Below are 18246 nucleotides of genomic sequence, written 5' to 3' on the forward strand. Positions count from 1 at the left end.
TACACTAACAAACGTAGCAGGCTACGTCGCTACAGGACCTACACAATATAACGTAGATGCGTAACCTGCTACGCTTTACTACATTCATAAAGCAAATTTGACAATTGAATTCTTGAGAGTAGATTTTTAGACAACTACATTCTCTCAGAAACGTAGCAGGCTACGTGGCTACATATGTTTTTCATTAATTATTTCTAACCACCCTTCTATCTTATTAATAAGTATAGTTACTTTGCATTTGAAATATTTCGAGGATATAAATTCAAATCGGTTTGATTTTAAGCATAGATACTTCCACTACTGTTTGTTCAGTGGCATTACATACATTAGAAGGTGAATTGGTTTCTTATTATGAACAGCATATTGACAAGTCTCATTCAGAGTATTTGGCTGTGATGATACAGAATGTAATAGACAATGCGGGCATAGAAATGTCGGAATTGAGAGCCGTTGCAGTTTCGGAGGGACCGGGTTCTTATACGGGCTTGAGAATTGGGGCTTCTACGGCAAAAGGATTGTGTTATACATTAGATATTCCTTTGATGGGGGTAAGTACATTGGAATCTATGGCATTACAAGTTTCTTATTCTATTGATGAAGGTGATTTGATTTGCCCTATGTTGGATGCCCGAAGAATGGAAGTCTATACCGCTTTATATACTTCTAGTATGGAAGAAAAGCTTTCACCACAACCAATGGTGATGGATGAAAATAGCTTGTCAGAATATACTGATCGATTGGTTTACTTTGGGAATGGAGCTGAAAAATGTACGCCATTATTTGAAGGTCGATCAACTAAGTTGATCAAGAACATTGTTCCTTCTGCTCAATATATTGGTGAATTGGCCATTGAACTTTATAAGAAAGAGGAATTCAAAGATGTGGCGTATTGGGAACCTGAATATTTGAAAGAGTTCCAAGCTACCACTCCACGTAAACGTTTATAATCCTCCTTTCACACATCATCCGCTTTCATGTCTCTATTTGAAGAAAAACATCAATTTGCAGAAATCATCCTTCCTGTACCTGTACCGAAGACGTTTTGCTACTTTATTTCTCCTGCTTGGGATTTAGAGGTAGTGGTAGGTCAGCGTGTGTTGGTGGAATTTGGAAACCGTAAAGTGTATACGGGGATTATTGCAGAAATCCATCAGAAGAGACCTGAAGAATATGATCCGAAACCTATTCTTGAGTTGTTGGAAGACACTCCTTCTGTGACTCCTGATCAGATCAAATTATGGAAATGGGTGGCGGAGTATTATATGTGTACGATTGGTGATGTAATGAATATTGCGTTGCCTTCTGGATTAAAATTGAGCAGTCAGTCTTTTATTCAGTTGCATCCTGATTTTTCTATCGACGATAATTTAGAAATGCTCACTGACCGTGAGTTTACTTTTCTGAAATTACTCGAAAAAGAACAGACTATTCCTTATACCAATGTAGCTTCTATTTTAGAGCTCAAAAATCCTTATAAAGCGGTAAAGGATTTAATTGCTAAGCAGGCGATTCTTTTAATAGAGAAAATCAAAGAGAAATATAAACCGAAGATGGAGAAAAGAATCCGTCTTCATCAAAGTTTAGTAGATAATACAGCCTTGTTGGATGGTGTTTTTGATATCATTGCCAAAAAAGCCAAACAAGAAGATGCTTTATTGAAGTACCTTTCTATGGTTCCTGTTTATGAGGACCCGATGACGAATTATCATGGCGTGAGTAAAAGTGAGTTTATTAAAGAAAATAAACCGCTTTCTGCTAGTTCGGTGGGTACAATGACCAAGAATGGTATTTTTGAAGAGTTTGAAAGACAGGTTCCTCGCTTTGAGTTGAGCATTGCCGATAAAATGATGCCTACTCCTGAACTTTCAGAAGCTCAAAATGAATGTCTTCAGAAAGTGGTGACGGGTCTGAATGAAAAAGGCACTTGTTTACTACATGGCGTTACCGGAAGTGGAAAAACAGAAATCTATCTACAGCTCATTCAAAATGTTATTGAAAACGGCTCTCAAGCTTTATTTTTAATACCTGAAATTGCACTGACAAGTCAATTGGTACGCAGACTTAAAGTTTATTTTGGTGATGTTTTAGGTATTTATCATTCTAAATTTTCTGATAATGAAAGAGTAGAAACTTGGAAGGGTGTGCAAGAAGGAGACTATCAAGTGATTGTGGGTACACGTGCTTCTTTATTTCTTCCTTTCTCTGATCTGGAATTAATTGTGGTGGATGAGGAACATGATTCTTCTTATAAAGCACAAGACAAGGCTCCAAGGTATCAAGGGAGAGATGTGGCGTTGGTTTTAGCTCACTTGCATCATGCTAAAGTGATTTTAGGATCAGCAACTCCATCTTTAGAATCGTTTTACTTGGCGGTGAAAAAGAAATATGCATATGCTCCTTTGACGGAAAGATACGGCGGTGCTCAACTTCCTGAAGTGAAAATTGTCGACATCAAAAGAATGCGTAAACAACGCAAGATGAAAGATGAGTTTTCGGATGATTTGCTACAAGCTGTTCATGAAACAACAGAAGAAGGTTATCAGGCTATTTTATTTCAAAATAGAAGAGGATATTCTCCTTATGTGAGTTGTGAAACATGTGGTTGGGTGCCCGAATGCCCAAGTTGTGCCGTAAATTTAACCTATCATATTTATAAAAATGAATTGAGATGTCACTATTGCGGTTATAAGGAACACGTACCCAAAACATGTGTCAATTGTGGCAGTACGCACCTTCAAACAGTGGGGGTTGGTACACAAAAAATTGAAGAGAGCTTAAAAACCTACCTGACTGATCTTCGAGTGGGAAGAATGGATTTAGATTCTACCCGAAGAAAGCATAGTTATGAACAAATCCTTACCGACTTTGAGCAAGGTCATCTTGATGTTTTGGTAGGAACACAAATGATTACGAAAGGCTTGGATTTTGGCAATGTAAGAGTTGTGGGAATTTTGGATGCCGACCGTTTATTACATTTCCCTGATTTCAGAGCACACGAACGAGCTTTCCAATTATTAACGCAAGTGAGTGGTAGAGCCGGAAGAAGGGGAAAAGAAGGTACTGTAATTCTTCAAACCTCAACACCTGATGAAACCCTTTTTGCTAAAGTAGCAAGACACGATTATGCGAATTTCTATCGAAAAGAAATACAAGAACGTCAGCAATACCACTACCCTCCTTTCACTCGATTAATCCGACTAACAGTAAGAAGTGAAAAGCAAGATCTTACACGTGAATCAGCGGAATGGCTCGCACAACGCTTGACACATTGGATTGGGGCTAACAGAATTTTGGGACCTCAAGAGCCTGTGATCAACAAAATCAGAAATTATTTTCTTTCAGAGATTCTGATCAAACTTGAGCGTGAGAATTACGATCTCAAAAAAGCGAAAAGTCTGATTCAACATGCTGTGAATAATCTTCGTGAGGAAAAACCTTTTAAGAGGGTTTGGGTGAGTATTGATGTGGACCCTGCTTAAAACTCTCTAATAAATTTATTCAGATCTTCTCCTTGCTCAAGATTAATTTTCTTTCTTAATCTGTATCTGCTTGTATCCAAACTTCTAGGAGTAATATTCATCAAATTAGAAATTTCTCTATTGCTTAAATTAATGCGGATAAAAGAAAGAATCCTGATATCATTGGCCGTTAACTTAGGGTAGGCTTCTGTGATGTTTTTGATAAAATCCTGCTGTACTTCAGTAAACAAATTCGAGAATAATACATCTTTTCTTTCCTGATGTATTTCTTCTTCAATCATTGCCGACCATTTATTGGATTCATTGTTTCTCATCTTGTCCAGCCCCGTTTTCACTTTGCTGAGGAAAGCATCTTTTCTATTAATGATTTCCATATATTGAAGCAATTGTTCCTGTTTTAATTCCAGCAGTTCTTTGGCATTTTCCTGTTCCAAGTTTTCTTTTTGTACTTGTAATTTTTTCTCGTTGAAATATTTATTAATTCTATAAAGAATATAGTTGAACAGTATAAAAAGGAGTGACATCGGAAGGATCACCCATGTGGATTGATACCATACTTTATTAATGGTAAAAGGTAATGCTACTTCATTGATTTTACCATCATTGATTCTATTTTGAACTAACAATGTATATTCCCCTCCTCGCAAATTAGAAAGCAGTAAGCCATCGTTCCACTCTCCCCATGAAGACCATTCTTTTGCATCCGATAATTTATATCTATACTCCACAATATCAGAGGTATATTTATTCGTAAATAAATCAAACTTCAAATTATTTTCCTTTGCTGAAAAGGTCAATTTCTTATCATTAAATGGATAAGTATTCTTTCTATGATCAGTTCCTACCACTTCGATACTGGAGATCACAGGGTCGTCATTACGTTCAAATTGATTCTGATGCTTTATTTTAAAATAAGTGACACCTCTGTCTGTGGCCACCCTCAATGTATTATCCTGTATATCAATAAACTTACTCTCATTATTCAAATCTTTCCCTAAGGATTTAAGCAATGAGTTATAAGAATGTATATTTCCATCAGACAACTGTTCTATCAGTTTAACTTCATCATTTTGAATATAAGCAAGTACACTGCGGTTTTCGTTCTGAATTAATGCATCAATATTAGAAGCCTCTATTTCTTTTAAAAGATTATTTTTTGAATCTGAAAACTTACCGTTCTGATAGCTCTTAAAGCGTTTTCCATCTGTAAAAACAATCTCATTGTTGATATCATAAGCTTTCTTGATACCATAACACACCTTTTTATCTACTGTAAAGTCCGCTGCTATTTTTAATTGAACAACATCTGAGTCTGGAATGTTGACCCAAATGCACTCATTTTCTTTATCATTTATCAACTTCGCTTCTCCCCATAAATCTATATCACTGACATAAAGGTATTGGCCATCTAGCTTCAAATAATTTTTCAAGCCTTTGTAAGTAGACACAAGGTAGCGGTTAGTATTTCCATACTGTGCCACATCAAGTACCCCTGTATGATCTAATATGACGGTATATTTTTCACCATCAAAAACATAAAGTCCTCCGTTATAACATATAAACAGCTCTTCATTGATGTTTTTAAGATTCCAAATGTGTCCCATCAATCTTTTTTCCAGTTCAAAACCTTTGTAGGGTTTAGAAATAAACAATCCTTTGTTTGTAGCCAGGTACTCTTTGTCTTTGTAATCCACCACAGAAAAAGTTGCGGCACCTCTAAACGGTTTTGATATCGCACTTTGCAATTCAACTTTTGCTATTCCATAATCCAACCCCAGCCATACATTTCCCATTTTATCTCTTTTCATGGAAAGAATTGTATTATCCAGCAGGCCATCTGAAGTGTTGACGTCGTTAATAATACTGTTAGCGGTATCCAGCATGACAAAGCCTTCTGTGACAGTTCCAATACAGTAGGATTCATTATTATAAGGAATGGCGGCAAATAATACTTTTCCTTTTAGTGTCTCAGGAAGCCGTACCTCGGTCAATTCTTTTCCATTGTATCTATACAGCTGTCCATCATAAAGTAATATATAAAGGTCTTTTCCTCTTTGGAAGAGCCTTCTTACCTCACGGTTATATAATTCTTGAAATTCATGTTTGATATTGAAAGTATTATTGAAAACACAGCCTATTTTACCAGTTTTCATCACTGCCCAAATCCGTCCTCTCCACTTTGTCATGGTGCTGATCCCTTCAAAATATTCTAAAATATTTGAAGAGCGGTCTTTCAAATTATAGACAACGAACTTATCCTCCAGCTGAAAAATAATATTCTCATCATCGGTCTCTATTTTCCACACATGACGAAACTCCAATACTCCCAAACTATGGAAAGTCAAATCTCCTTCTTCTTTCAGAAAATAACCATATTCTTTGCCCCCTACCCAAAGGGTGTCTCCAATCACTTTCAGAGATCGTATAGCACTTTGAGAAGGGAGAGGGTAAAGCTTCCACTCGCCATGATTGTAGGTTAACAATCCGTCCGAATTGCCAAAATATACAATGCCGTCTTTATCAATGTCTATATCCCAATTTTGTCTTCCTGCCTGATAATCTGACTTCCCAAAACTGATTACATTTGGGGTAGATACCTGACCTGAAGCCATCAAAGAAAAGAAAAAGAAGAAAGTAATAGATAGTAAAAATCGAAATTTGATAGTATGCATTAGATTATTTGAATCTTACAAAGAGAGGCCTTGAAAGGCTCATTTCATTCCATGAATTAAAAAATAGTAATCCTAACTTTAACTTGGTAAAATCACATTATCAATCATATGATTGACATTCAGCTATTTTAGTCAATATCCATAAATTTTCCAAATTGATAATCGATAATAACGCAAACCTCGAAATAACATTATGCACCCTTCTTTTATAAAGAAATTCATAACCTAAGTCTGTATATCCAAGCTTCATTAAATGATGATCTAAGACTAAATTTGTCATCAAATATTTCTAACCTGTTCCTTATTGATATTTATTCATATCGGTTACTTTAAACACTTCTGACTGATCCGCAATCATTAGTTTAAACTCCCCCTTTTCAATGGTTTTCTTTAGGTCGCTACCGATAAAAGCAAGTTCTTCAGCTTTCAGTTTAAAGTTTACGACCTTCGATTCGCCAGGTTTTAAATGAACTTTCTCAAATTTCCTTAAGCGTTTATTGTCAGGAGTAATGGAAGCATAAAGGTCTTTCACATAAAGCTGTACTACTTCTTTTCCTGCCACAGGTCCTGTATTTTTCACTTTTACCTGCACCATAAGGTTTTCATCCGGATCTATTTCCTTTTTGGATAATAATAAACTAGAATATTCAAAAGTGGTGTAGCTCAAACCGTAGCCAAATGAATACTGTAAAGGCAGTACGGAATTGTAACCGTAAATTCTCTGCATATTCTCTTGTGCCTGTGAAAGCTTATGATCATATGTGCCCAATGCATTCGGGTACATTGGATAAGAATAAGGTAATTTTCCGCTGGGGTTGTTTTCACCTATCAGAATACTAGCCAATGCATCACCACCAAAATGACCTGGAAGATAAGTCTGAAGGATTGCAGTCATTTGTGTTTGAAATTGAGAAATCAACCGCGGACGTCCTTCATTCAATGCCAAAATTACAGGCTTGTCAGTTGACGCCATTGCTTCTGCCAGTGCACGCTGATTTTGGGAAATATAAAGATCATGTAAATTACCTGAGGACTGCGTATATGTGTTTTCACCCAAACACAAAAGAATGACATCAGCCTTTTTTGCATTTTCTACAGCGGCTTGAATATCAATATTCGTTTCCTCATCAAATCGCCCTCCTTGTTTGTATTCTACACCTGCTTCATAGTATACATTTTCCTTTCCGAACCTATTTTGTACAGCTTTTAAAATGGTATTATATCCATAAGTAAGCAGTGCTGTTTTTGAATTTTGTCCATTACTATTCTTTCCGCCATTCAATGTACACATCAAATTAGCATTAGGACCTGTCACTAAAATCTTTGTTCCTTTTTTCAGAGGTAATAATTTTTGCTCATTTTTCAGTAAAGTAATCGATTCTAAAGTCGCTTGATATGCAATTTCTTTATGCTTTTCGCTCCCAAAATCAGTGTAGTGATCAGCATCTGATACAGGCTTATCAAAAAGTCCTAAATATAATTTCAGCTTGAGGATTCTTTTAACCGCTTCATTAATTCTGATCATGGATACTTCCCCTTCATTGACTAATTCAATCAGGTATTTGGTGAATGCGAAATCAGACGGAACTATAGACATATCCACTCCCGCATTAATTGCTTTTTTTATCGCCTCTTTATGATTAACAGCTACCCTGTCTCTGTGATACAAATTCTTAATTGCTGTCCAGTCAGTCACGGCTACTCCTTTAAAACCCAATTCATCGCGAAGCAACTCCGTAAGCAAACTAGAATGAACAAAGGCACTATTAATAATGCCAGAATTGACCATAACAGCGTGTGCTCCAGCATCAATAGCTGCTTTATAAGAAGGCAGATAATATTCTCTTAATTCTATTTCCGATAAGTAAGAGGGTGTGCCATCCTTTCCTGATTTTTTTGCTCCTTCTCCAACAAAATGTTTGATACAAGAAGCTACTTTATTGGAATGGCTTATTTCATTATTCACTCCCTCAAAACCATTGACTGCCGCCTTTCCCATTTGTGATGCCAAATAAACATCTTCACCGTAGGTTTCCCATAAACCAGGCCACAGAGCACTTCTCCCCATTTCCATAGTAGGAGCAAATAACCAAGGAATAGAACTTGCTCTTGTTTCATAAGCTATGATTTCAGCACTTTTACGTACTAAATCTGTATTCCAAGTGGCTGCCATATTTATTTGCTGTGGAAAAAGTGTTGCTTCTTCCGTATAAATAGATCCATGTTGAACATCAGTCCCAAACAACACTGGAATTCCTATTTCTTGAATTGCTTCCTCTTGAATTTGAGTAATAATATCATTCCACTCCTTTTTAGGTCTTGCTTTATTTTTAGCCGTATTCAACACGGCTCCTATCTTATATTTAGCGATTGCCTCTCTCACTTTTTTCTGATTGAGTACCGCCGGTTCATCACTTACATCTGTATTTTCATTTCTTGTAATCACATCTAATGTAATCTGGGTCATCTGCCCCACTTTTTCTTCCAGTGTTAACTTCTGAAGTATTTGATCTGCTTTCTTCTCTACAGAAATGGTGCTGTTTATAATTTCTGCAATGGATTCCTCTTTATTTTCATCTCTTGCGTTTGTTGAATTGGCACTCCAGAAGTAACAGAAAAAAACAATTCCTAAAAAAGGAATAGTCAGTTTCTTTACCATAATAAATCGATTCTTTAAATAGTAGAACAGTAGTTCTGCACAAAAAGCACAGAACTACTGTTGATGTAATTTTAGGAATTAATTATACCCATCGTTTTGTTTCAGTGCTGAATGCAAATCCAACTCGTATTGAGGAATTGGCAGAAAACCTTTCTTTGAAGGATCAAAAGACACTTCATATATTGAGGGGTCTCCGTTTTGAGAAACATCACCTGTGAAATTATATCCTGAATCATCAATGTATTTTTCTTCTGTATCCGTAGGCGGTACTAGCTGATAATTACTTACACTAAGCTCTGCATCTGCTTCTGCCAAACCTCTTCTTAAAACATCAAAATAACGATGACCTTCAAACGCTAACTCCACTCGGCGTTCATGCTGTATATCCTCTAATGTTACACTTGAAAGAGCCTCTAAACCTGCTCTTTCACGAACAATATTTACAAATTCTGTCGCCTTGCCATTGTTGGTATCCAAGTATAATTCTGCGGCCAATAAATACACATCAGCCAAGCGCAAGTAATGATAATTCTGCGCCCAGTTCAATGGTGTTTCAGACCCTGCCTTATTCCAGAAATGTGTGGTGTATTTGTTGGCATGCATGGATGTAAACTGATAGTTCAGCTCGTAGGTTTTTCCTGTTAGGTCTATCAATTCTTTGGCATATACAATCGTTGCGCCCTTTCTTGTATCTCCCTCTTCAAACTGTGCTTCAAGATCTCTTGTAGGAGCAAAAATTCCCCAACCTGGAGCAAAACGAGCACTGGAATGTTCTCTTGGGCCTGACATCTGACAGAAAATACTACCAAATGACCAATCACCCCAGTGACCTGAACCTGTATTAACGAACGTAATTTCAAAGATTGCTTCCTTAGAAAAATTACCGTTTTCATTGAATAAATCTGCGTAGTTTTCCTCCAGTTCATAATTACCGCTGTTGATAATCTCTTCTGCATAAGAAATTACCATGTCTTTGGTAATTGGATTACTTCCTGCCACAGGCAAACTCTCCTGCTTATAATACCCTGTATAGAACATATATACTTTTACAAGCTCAGCCATTGCTGCGTATTTTGTAAGTTGTCCGTCAAATTCTGGCTCCACCTCATCCGTCATAAATGCAATACCTGTCAAGATATCTTTGGCAATTTGAGCATATACTTCCTCTGGAGCCACTTGTGTAATTGAAGTCCAAGATTCCCCTTCTAGTGGTTCTAATATCAAAGGAATATTTTCAAAATAACGCACCAATTCAAAGTAAAAATGAGCGCGTAAAAAAGTCGCTTCTCCTCTAATGGTTTGTTTCAGATCTCCATCTTTAGCCACAAAGTTGATTTGATCATAATTGGCTAAAAGTGTATTGGCTCTTTGAATGGCCTCATAACATTTACTCCATGCCGCCAATGCGGTCGCTGAATTCGTAAATGCCTTAAAATGACTCATTCGCTGTAAAGAAAGCATATCATTGCCATCTGGAGAACCTGCTACGTGGGCATCATCACCAAGTGCCGCTTCAAGGATAGGATTACTGTTGGGAACTGTATTCTTATAATCTGATCTCAACTTTTCATATACCCCAAACAAGGCTTGCTGTGCTTCGGCTGAAGTGGCAAAAAAGGTTGATGCTGTTTGTGATTGTGTAGGATCAACATCCAATACGCTATGACAAGAAGTCACCGACAAGGCTGTTGTAATACCTGCAATTAATATATTTTTAAGTCTCATGATTCTGATTTTTTAGAAAGAAATGTTTAATCCAAGTAGGTAAGATTTTGCTTGCGGATATGAACCGTAGTCATAGCCTGTCCATATTCCTCCATGCCCTACTTCTGGGTCCATTCCTGAATATTGTGTAAATGTCAATAAGTTGTTGGCCGATGCATAAACTCTTAGTTTGTTCATTCCTATTGCGGTAGTGATATGCTGTGGCAAAGTATAACCCAATTGAATATTTCTAAGACGTAAGTAAGAGGCATCTTCAACGTGTACCATGTCATTCAAGCGGATAAAGTTTCTGTTATTATCTTCATAAGAGAAAATCGGGAAACTGTTTGTAGAATTTTCACCAGTCCATCTGTCCAAGTAACGCGTCGGGTAGTTTTGTGATTTTGTAAGATCAATACGCTGATTACCATTGATCAGCTTACCACCTGCTTGACCTTGCCAGAACATTGCAAAATCAAACCCTTTATATTCCATTCTAATATTCAAACCATACATCCATGAGTGTACAGGTGAACCGATATCTGTTCTGTCATCATTATCAATTACATTATCTCCATTCAAATCTACAAAACGGATATCACCCGGAACGGCTTTGTCATTATTGTCTTTGTTGAATTGCTCATTATAAGCATCTGCTTCTGCTTGATTCTGAAGAATTCCATCTGTTTTCCAACCAAAATAAAATGGCATAGCATGACCTTCCTGTATCATCAGCTGTCCTTCACCAGAGTGCATTGAAGGTCCGCTGAACCTTCCATCTTCATTGGCTACTTCTACCATTTTATTATCGTTGTACGCAAAGTTACCTGTGATATCAAAAGTCAGTTCTCCACTTCTTTTTGAATACGTCAATGCAACTTCAACACCTTTATTAGAAACTGTACCTAAGTTAAAAATAGGACCGCCCACACCTGTAAACGCTGGTACTGGCTTAGTGCCTAAAAGGTCTTTTCTTTCACGAGAGTATAAATCAAGAGAGGCTGTAATGTGATCGTTGAAGAAACCGGCATCAATACCCAAGTTAATTTCTTCGGCTGTTTCCCATTTCAATCCTGGGTTAGGCATTCTTGTGATACCAAAACCTGGATTCAAACTTTGATTCTCACTGCTGCCATAAGAATACCAAGGCGTCTGATCGAATAATTCAAGATAACCGAAATCCCCAATTCTTTCATTTCCTACTCTACCCCATGATGCTCTCAGCTTCAAGAAATTTACCGTTTCATTGTACATCAAGAAGTTCTCTTGTGAAAGAATCCAACCTGCCTGAACTGAAGGGAAGAAACCAAACTTATTGTCTGCTCCAAATCTTGATGAGCCATCATAACGGGCAATCACTGAAAGCAAATATTTTTCTTTATAATCATAAGATGCCTTGCCAAAGTAAGAAACCAAACCGTGCTTGGCCATTCCACCACTTGTTCCTTGTGTTCTATCAGCAGTACCATTGTTGACCCATGCATATTCCCATCCATTAATCTGCAAGCCTGTTCTTGCCGCATTGTTGTCTTCAGATTCCCATGTTCTTACGGTATTACCTACCAAAATACTCAGCTTATGGTCATTAATTTTCTTTGCATAAGAAATCACATTCTCCCATTGAAGCGTGGTATAAGTACCATGATTCTGATTCACTCTCGACACATCTGCATAAGTTACATTATTGAAGAAAGCTTCTGGAGAATAACTTCTGCCGTACCAGTTTCCTACATCTACACCCAAATCTGTTTTGATGGACAAACCTTCAATTCCCGGTGTCAATTCCAAGAACATATTGCCAATAAACTTGTTGTTTTTATTATTCCCGTAGGTATTTTCAATTCGAGCTAACGGATTTACAATCTCACGCAATGATCTATCTGAAATACCATAGAAGTCACCGTTGCTATTCTTCACGGGCAGAATATCCATGTTCTCGTATTCTTCAATTTTTGCAGGGTCGCTTTCAAGTACAGGTGTTAGCGGATCATGCAACAATGCATTTTGCAATACACTACCAAACTGATTGTTTTCATTGATACCTTGAGATTCTTCTCTTACAAAACTCATATTAGTACCCATTTTGAAATATTCAGAAAGCTTATGCGATGCATTTAAACGTACAGTAAAACGTTCGAATTTTGATTTTTCTGGAGCAACAATACCTTGCTGTCCGAAGTAACCAATACTAGTCATAAAACTCGATTTCCCTGTTCCTCCAGAAAACTGCAAATTATGGCTTTGAATAGGTGCTGGCTCAAAAATCTCTCCCTGCCAGTCTGTATCCACAGTATTATTTAATATATCATTTTCTGTGAAAGGCATTAAAGCTCCACCATTCTCAGCGCCTTCATTATGAAATGCCATATATTGTTGCGCATTCATTACAGGTACATTTCTCCATGCTTCTTGAACACCATAGTAACCATCATAAGAAACCGAAGTCACGCCTTCTTTACCTTTTTTTGTGGTTACTAAAACGACACCGTTGGCACCTCTTGATCCATAAATCGCTGAAGACGCTGCATCTTTCAAAACTTCAATTGATTCTATATCTGAAGGGTTCAAGAAATTGATATTATCAATCTGAATACCATCCACTACATACAAAGGAGTGTTGTCGCCGTTTGACCCCGTACCCCTTACTCTAATATCAATACCTGCTCCCGGTTGACCAGAAACCGGCGTCACTAAAACACCTGGCGTTTTACCTTGCAATGACTGTGCGGCATTCTGTACAGGCACTTGCGTAATGTCTTCAGATTTTACAGAAGCAATAGCACCTGTTACAACGCTTTTCTTCTGTACCTGATAACCTACAACTACCACTTCATCCAGCTGTTCTACATCTTCATCCAAACGCACATTGACACTTGTCTGAGTACCGATGTAAACGGTTTTGTCTTTGTAACCAATAAATGTAAAAACCAATTCTGTTTCTGAAGGTTCGAGCAGTAAACTGAAATTACCTCCCAAATCTGTAATCGTACCTTTCGTTATCCCTTTTACCTTTACACTTACTCCCGGAATCGGGGCATTTTGACTACCATCTACTACTGTACCCGTAATCATTCTGGATTGGGAAAAGGCAATATTGCTGATCAATAGTAAACTCAAAAAGAGGAGCTTTTTCATTGTTTTCATTTGTATTAATTATTCATCTAAAAAATTAGCTTGTTTAAGCGTGTATTTATTTAAGTACCAGGACAAAAGTAAAGGGACATTTTATCTTATCTTTTTTATCCTACTCTTCGTTAGATTTTTATCGCGTAACTAAGGCTATGCTCTGCAAATCTGCCTCGATTAGAATAAAAAATCTTAAACTAAAATTATCCCTTTTCTTCTGTCCTAGTACTTAAGGCGACTCAAGCTGTATATCATCAAATCCAATTTTATAAAGCAACGGATGCTTGAAATCTGGTTATTTTTGGATTAAGTACTGGGACAAAAGAAATGGACATTTTGAAATGTAAAAAAGTGGTCCGTGTTGTGGTTCAGTGAACCACCATAAAAACCATAATTCTTAATTCTTCTTCCAAAAAGTTTTTGTCCTAGAATTTATTTTTCTCAATCATGACATTGTGTGTGTTTTTTAATTGATATATACTGATCAGAATAGTGATGATCAGAACTAAAAAGTGATAAGTGTTTGGACTGAAAGAGGTATTTATAACGGTAATATTTTCTCTTAAAATTCCATATATCAATGTAATGACAAGCAAAGCACTAAATAGTATATCCTCTATTTTTAAGGCATTCAAAAAGTAGTGATAAATCGAAAACAATAGCATGCTAATAAGAACGGGTAGCAATAGAAAATACTGCCTCCATATATTCTGGAATGCATTATTTCCAATACTTTGATAAATTAAAGCAGCCACACACCACGCAACGATCAAATGAACTAATTGAATTCTCTTATAATTACATTTATAAAGTTGAGGTACAATACTCAGAAGCAGTGCTACATGAAGTATGACAAATAAATTGCGGAAAGGAAAAATGTTTTCGTATTCTGTATCGAATATGTACTGAAAAATGTAAATATTGCTTGATAAAAATAAAATCAGAATCCCAACTAAATATATAAAAAGTGATACCTTCTTTTTATCAAAAATTACAATCCAAATAAATGCTACAACAAACAATATTCCTAAGACCCCATATTTCAAACCCATTAAAAACTGCTGTTCATTACTGGCTCTACAAAAAGCTTCATCACTCACTATTTCGAAAGAGAGCTCATTGTTACTCGCATTGGTAAAATGAAAATACAAATCAACGGCATCTTTGTCTGTCACACCGTTGATTTTGCTTAGAGAGAAAACAGTATGCTTTGTAAACGGCGAGGAATATAAAGCATGTGTTTTAGAAATATAAGTGATAAAAAAAGTAGAGTCGTTTTGTGTTTTTCCAAAAACCTCAAGGTCTGATTGATTGTCCTTTATCTCAAAAAGCCAATTACATCTCTTTAAAAATGAAGGCTTTATGGTAACTTTTGCCCAATACGCTGTACTGCTTTCTAGTGAATGCTCTTTAGAATAAACCTGAAAATACTCCGAACCCTCTTTTACGACTTCGTTCAGCGTAAAAGGACGATCTGCAGTAAATACTGCAATTTCGCGATCTAAAATCTTATAGTGATCAGAAAAAGAAGAAGGATGAATCACTTCACATTTTTGATTTCCAAAAGTGCAAAGCGGAATAAACAGAATATAAAATATAATAAGTTTAAAAATAATTTTCATCCTTCTCTTAGTTATCTAAACACACTGATTTAAATTAGATTTCATCAACCTCAAAACGTATGAATGATTTTCAGTTGATTTGGATTCGTCGGTTATACACATCTATTCTTCGTTATAAATTTCTTCCTGTCATCAAAGCGATGTATTCTTTATTTTTAAACAAAACGATTAAAATTACACCTCTTTTCTGATTCTTATTTTTGTATTATTCTACTTCTGCAAGCTGATAAACTCTCACATAATCCACCTCATATAATACTGGAGTATCAAACATGCTATCATCAACGCCCTGTACTCCTCCCCATGATCCACCAATGGCTAGGTTCAGGATGATAAAGAACTTATCATTGAAAGGCCAGTCTCCTGCATCTTGAAGCTGAGTTGTCTCTGCAAAAGTCTTTATTAATTTTCCATCAACATAAATATGTATACGATCAAATCCCATAAACTCATTTTCTACCCACTCCATCGTGATCGTATGGAATTGGTCTGCTACAGCATAATCAAAGTTTTGCTCAGCATGCTGATTCTGCCCATTCAAACCATTTTTATTTTTTGTATGTAAAGCACAATGAAAAACATTAGGCTGATACCCCACGTGCTCCATAATATCTATCTCTCCAGCATCCGGCCAGCGACCGTAACCCAACATCCAAAATGCAGGCCATGTACCTCTACCACTTGGCACCTTAAGACGGGCTTCTACTTTACCATACCTGAAATCTCTTTTGTTTTTTGTGACGATTCTTGCCGAAGTATATCCCTTCCCTTCATATTCTTCTTTTCTCGCTTCAATGATTAGTTTGCCATCCTGCACTCTTATGTTTTCGATTCTGTCTGTATAGTATTGCAATTCTTGGTTTCCACCTCCATTGCCGTTCACCTCGTAAGTCCAGTTATCAAGATTCAGCGTGTTGCCATCAAACTCATCCTGCCAAACCATTTTATATTCTCTTTCAGGAACAGTGACGGTACATGTTGCCACTTCATCACCCATTACTACTGAAATTGTAGTAGTACCACTTTGATGCGCAGTCACTAAACCGTGAAACACCGTAGCTATATTTTCATCATCTGATGTCCAAACAACCTCTTCACCGGATTGTGGAGCGCTCAGTATTGTAATTTTTTCTGATTGATCAACACTTATTGTCAATGCATCATGTGAAAGCTGCAGGGTCTTTGTCTCACCCCCAACCACAGAAGGATTGTCTGCTACACATGCATAAAAAGATAAAGTGATAAGTAGAAGTAAAATTCGTTTCATTATAGTAATTATTGATCCAATTTGAGTCATCAATTGTAAGTAATTATGCAGTCGAATAAGTCAGTAAAGAATAACCTTCACAGTTTTGTAAAGGTTATTCTTTAGGATACCTTATTTTTTCTTCTTGTAGAAGAATACAGCATCAACATCTACAGTGTCACCAGAGTTGCCTCCTGCTAAGAATGCAAAGATGTTCACATTGCTCACTGCTTGGTTATAGAATACTCCTTGCTCATGTAAGTGAGTAAGTGGAATGCTGATTTCCTGCCATTCACCGTTACGCTCGAAATCACCGTAAGGAGCTACACCGTCACCGTCAGGGCCTGCACCCATTACTACTTTTGCTTCAGCAATTCCATCTGAAAAAATCAAAGTATAAACAGTTGACGCACTAGCGCTTTTCATTGCAACGTGGAAGTAATATTCTTCTGGGTTGTTGTACAATGGTGTCATATCAATTGATCCAAATCCAGAACCTACATTGTAACCTGCTCCAGACCAGCCTACTGAACCTACCACTAAACTCATCCAGCCTTCTTCTAAACCAAAATAGTTGTTACCGCTTGGCTGTCCTGCTAACAATGTATTCTCCCAGATGTAAAAATTCTTATCTACATCATCAGTACGTAAATCATAAGTTACTTTTGATTCAATAGTAGCAAATGCTGTCTCGTCTAAAGAAATCACATAATAGTCTTCACCTTGTAATACCTCTGGTACTGGATCTAATGTACCGCTTGTTGGGTCTTCGATTACTGTCACTTTACAAGTTGTAGTAAAAGTACCATGAGTAGCCGCCACATTTGCTTCACCTACTTTTAAAGGTTGAATATCTCCGTCTGCTACTGCTAGTACCGTTGGATCTGAAGTACTCCAAGTAATATCTCCTGTAACACCTTCAGGTTGCAATGTAGCTTTTAAAGAAGCTGATGTACCTAAAACTACAGTTAAAGAAGTCTGATCTAAAACGATACCTGTAACTTCTGGATCTACATCTCCTTCCTGTCCTCCTCCAGATTCACTGCTAGAACATGATACAAAAAATGACGTGCCTATTAAACCTAATAGAACAAATAAAGCTGATCTAAAATTAGTTGACATAATAAAAAAATAAATTAAATAGTGTACGAATAACTTTTTAGCTCTTGAGAAGGGAAAATGATTTCTACGTATTAAAAAGAATGTTTCATTTCATAATCATTTCATAAAAATTCCCTTATTGAAGAGATAGAAAAAAGCTTGCTTTGAACTTTCGATACAATTTTAGGTGTAAAACAGACACCAACAAAAAAGCGAACGTCAACTAAATCTTTACAGGCAAAAAAAACATGTCAACACACTCTCAACAACAAAACACAAAATATTGACTACCATCAATTTAAAATTAAAATATCAAACAAAAAAAAGTGGAAATATCACCTAAAAACAACAAAAAGAAGGTTATCACAACCACTCAACAACTTCATTTTTTGGCAATGTTGTAGCTTTCTTTTTAGCATTTTTTCAGAAAATAACAGAACTGCTGTTTCTTCCATTACTCATTACAAACATCGAGCTCTATTCTGAATAGGTAAGTACTAGGACAAAAGTAAACGAACATTTTATCTTATCTTTTTTATCCTACTCTTCGTTAGATTTTTATCACGTAACTAAGGCTATGCTCTGCAAATCTGCCTTGATTAGAATAAAAAATAGCAAGCTAAAATTATCCCTTTTC

At 36.6% G+C, this 18246-nt stretch carries 9 protein-coding genes; 2 read left to right on the top strand and 7 right to left on the bottom strand.

Going from position 1 to position 18246, the window contains the following annotated elements:
* The first annotated feature begins 272 nt into the window (after positions 1 to 272).
* Positions 273 to 947 (top strand): tRNA (adenosine(37)-N6)-threonylcarbamoyltransferase complex dimerization subunit type 1 TsaB, encoded by a 675-nt coding sequence (gene tsaB, locus HHU12_RS09090; protein WP_205959833.1) that lies wholly within the window; start codon positions 273 to 275, stop codon positions 945 to 947.
* A 27-nt stretch (positions 948 to 974) separates the two neighbouring features.
* Entirely contained in the window at positions 975 to 3479 is a 2505-nt protein-coding gene (gene priA / locus HHU12_RS09095; protein ID WP_169656429.1) for a replication restart helicase PriA, read from the top strand.
* On the opposite strand, the gene HHU12_RS09100 is transcribed toward priA, so the two are convergent.
* The 7 genes from HHU12_RS09100 to HHU12_RS09130 all read right to left on the bottom strand — a co-directional run bounded on the left by HHU12_RS09100 (position 3476) and on the right by HHU12_RS09130 (position 17630).
* A complete protein-coding gene (locus HHU12_RS09100; protein ID WP_169656430.1) occupies positions 3476 to 6151 on the bottom strand; it encodes a helix-turn-helix and ligand-binding sensor domain-containing protein in 2676 nt (891 codons plus the stop codon). The genes priA and HHU12_RS09100 overlap by 4 nt on opposite strands.
* A 301-nt stretch (positions 6152 to 6452) precedes the next feature.
* The gene (locus HHU12_RS09105) at positions 6453 to 8810 is read right to left on the bottom strand and encodes a glycoside hydrolase family 3 N-terminal domain-containing protein (protein WP_169656431.1); all 2358 of its coding nucleotides are present in this window, start codon (positions 8808 to 8810) and stop codon (positions 6453 to 6455) included.
* 78 nt (positions 8811 to 8888) lie between these two features.
* On the bottom strand, positions 8889 to 10535 hold the full coding sequence (locus HHU12_RS09110) for a RagB/SusD family nutrient uptake outer membrane protein (RefSeq protein ID WP_169656432.1): 1647 nt from the start codon (positions 10533 to 10535) through the stop codon (positions 8889 to 8891).
* A gap of 12 nt (positions 10536 to 10547) precedes the next feature.
* The gene (locus HHU12_RS09115) at positions 10548 to 13649 is read right to left on the bottom strand and encodes a SusC/RagA family TonB-linked outer membrane protein (RefSeq protein WP_169656433.1); all 3102 of its coding nucleotides are present in this window, start codon (positions 13647 to 13649) and stop codon (positions 10548 to 10550) included.
* Positions 13650 to 14065: 416 nt separating this feature from the next.
* Positions 14066 to 15262, bottom strand: coding sequence for a hypothetical protein (locus HHU12_RS09120; RefSeq protein WP_169656434.1), 1197 nt, complete (start codon positions 15260 to 15262; stop codon positions 14066 to 14068).
* Between the two features lie 205 nt (positions 15263 to 15467).
* On the bottom strand, positions 15468 to 16529 hold the full coding sequence (locus HHU12_RS09125; protein ID WP_169656435.1) for a family 16 glycosylhydrolase: 1062 nt from the start codon (positions 16527 to 16529) through the stop codon (positions 15468 to 15470).
* 111 nt (positions 16530 to 16640) lie between these two features.
* Complete coding sequence (locus HHU12_RS09130; RefSeq protein WP_169656436.1) at positions 16641 to 17630, bottom strand: Ig-like domain-containing protein; 990 nt, start codon at positions 17628 to 17630, stop codon at positions 16641 to 16643.
* Positions 17631 to 18246 lie beyond the last annotated feature (616 nt).

It is taken from the genome of Flammeovirga aprica JL-4 (assembly GCF_012844305.1).
Taxonomy (GTDB): Bacteria; Bacteroidota; Bacteroidia; order Cytophagales; family Flammeovirgaceae; genus Flammeovirga; species Flammeovirga aprica.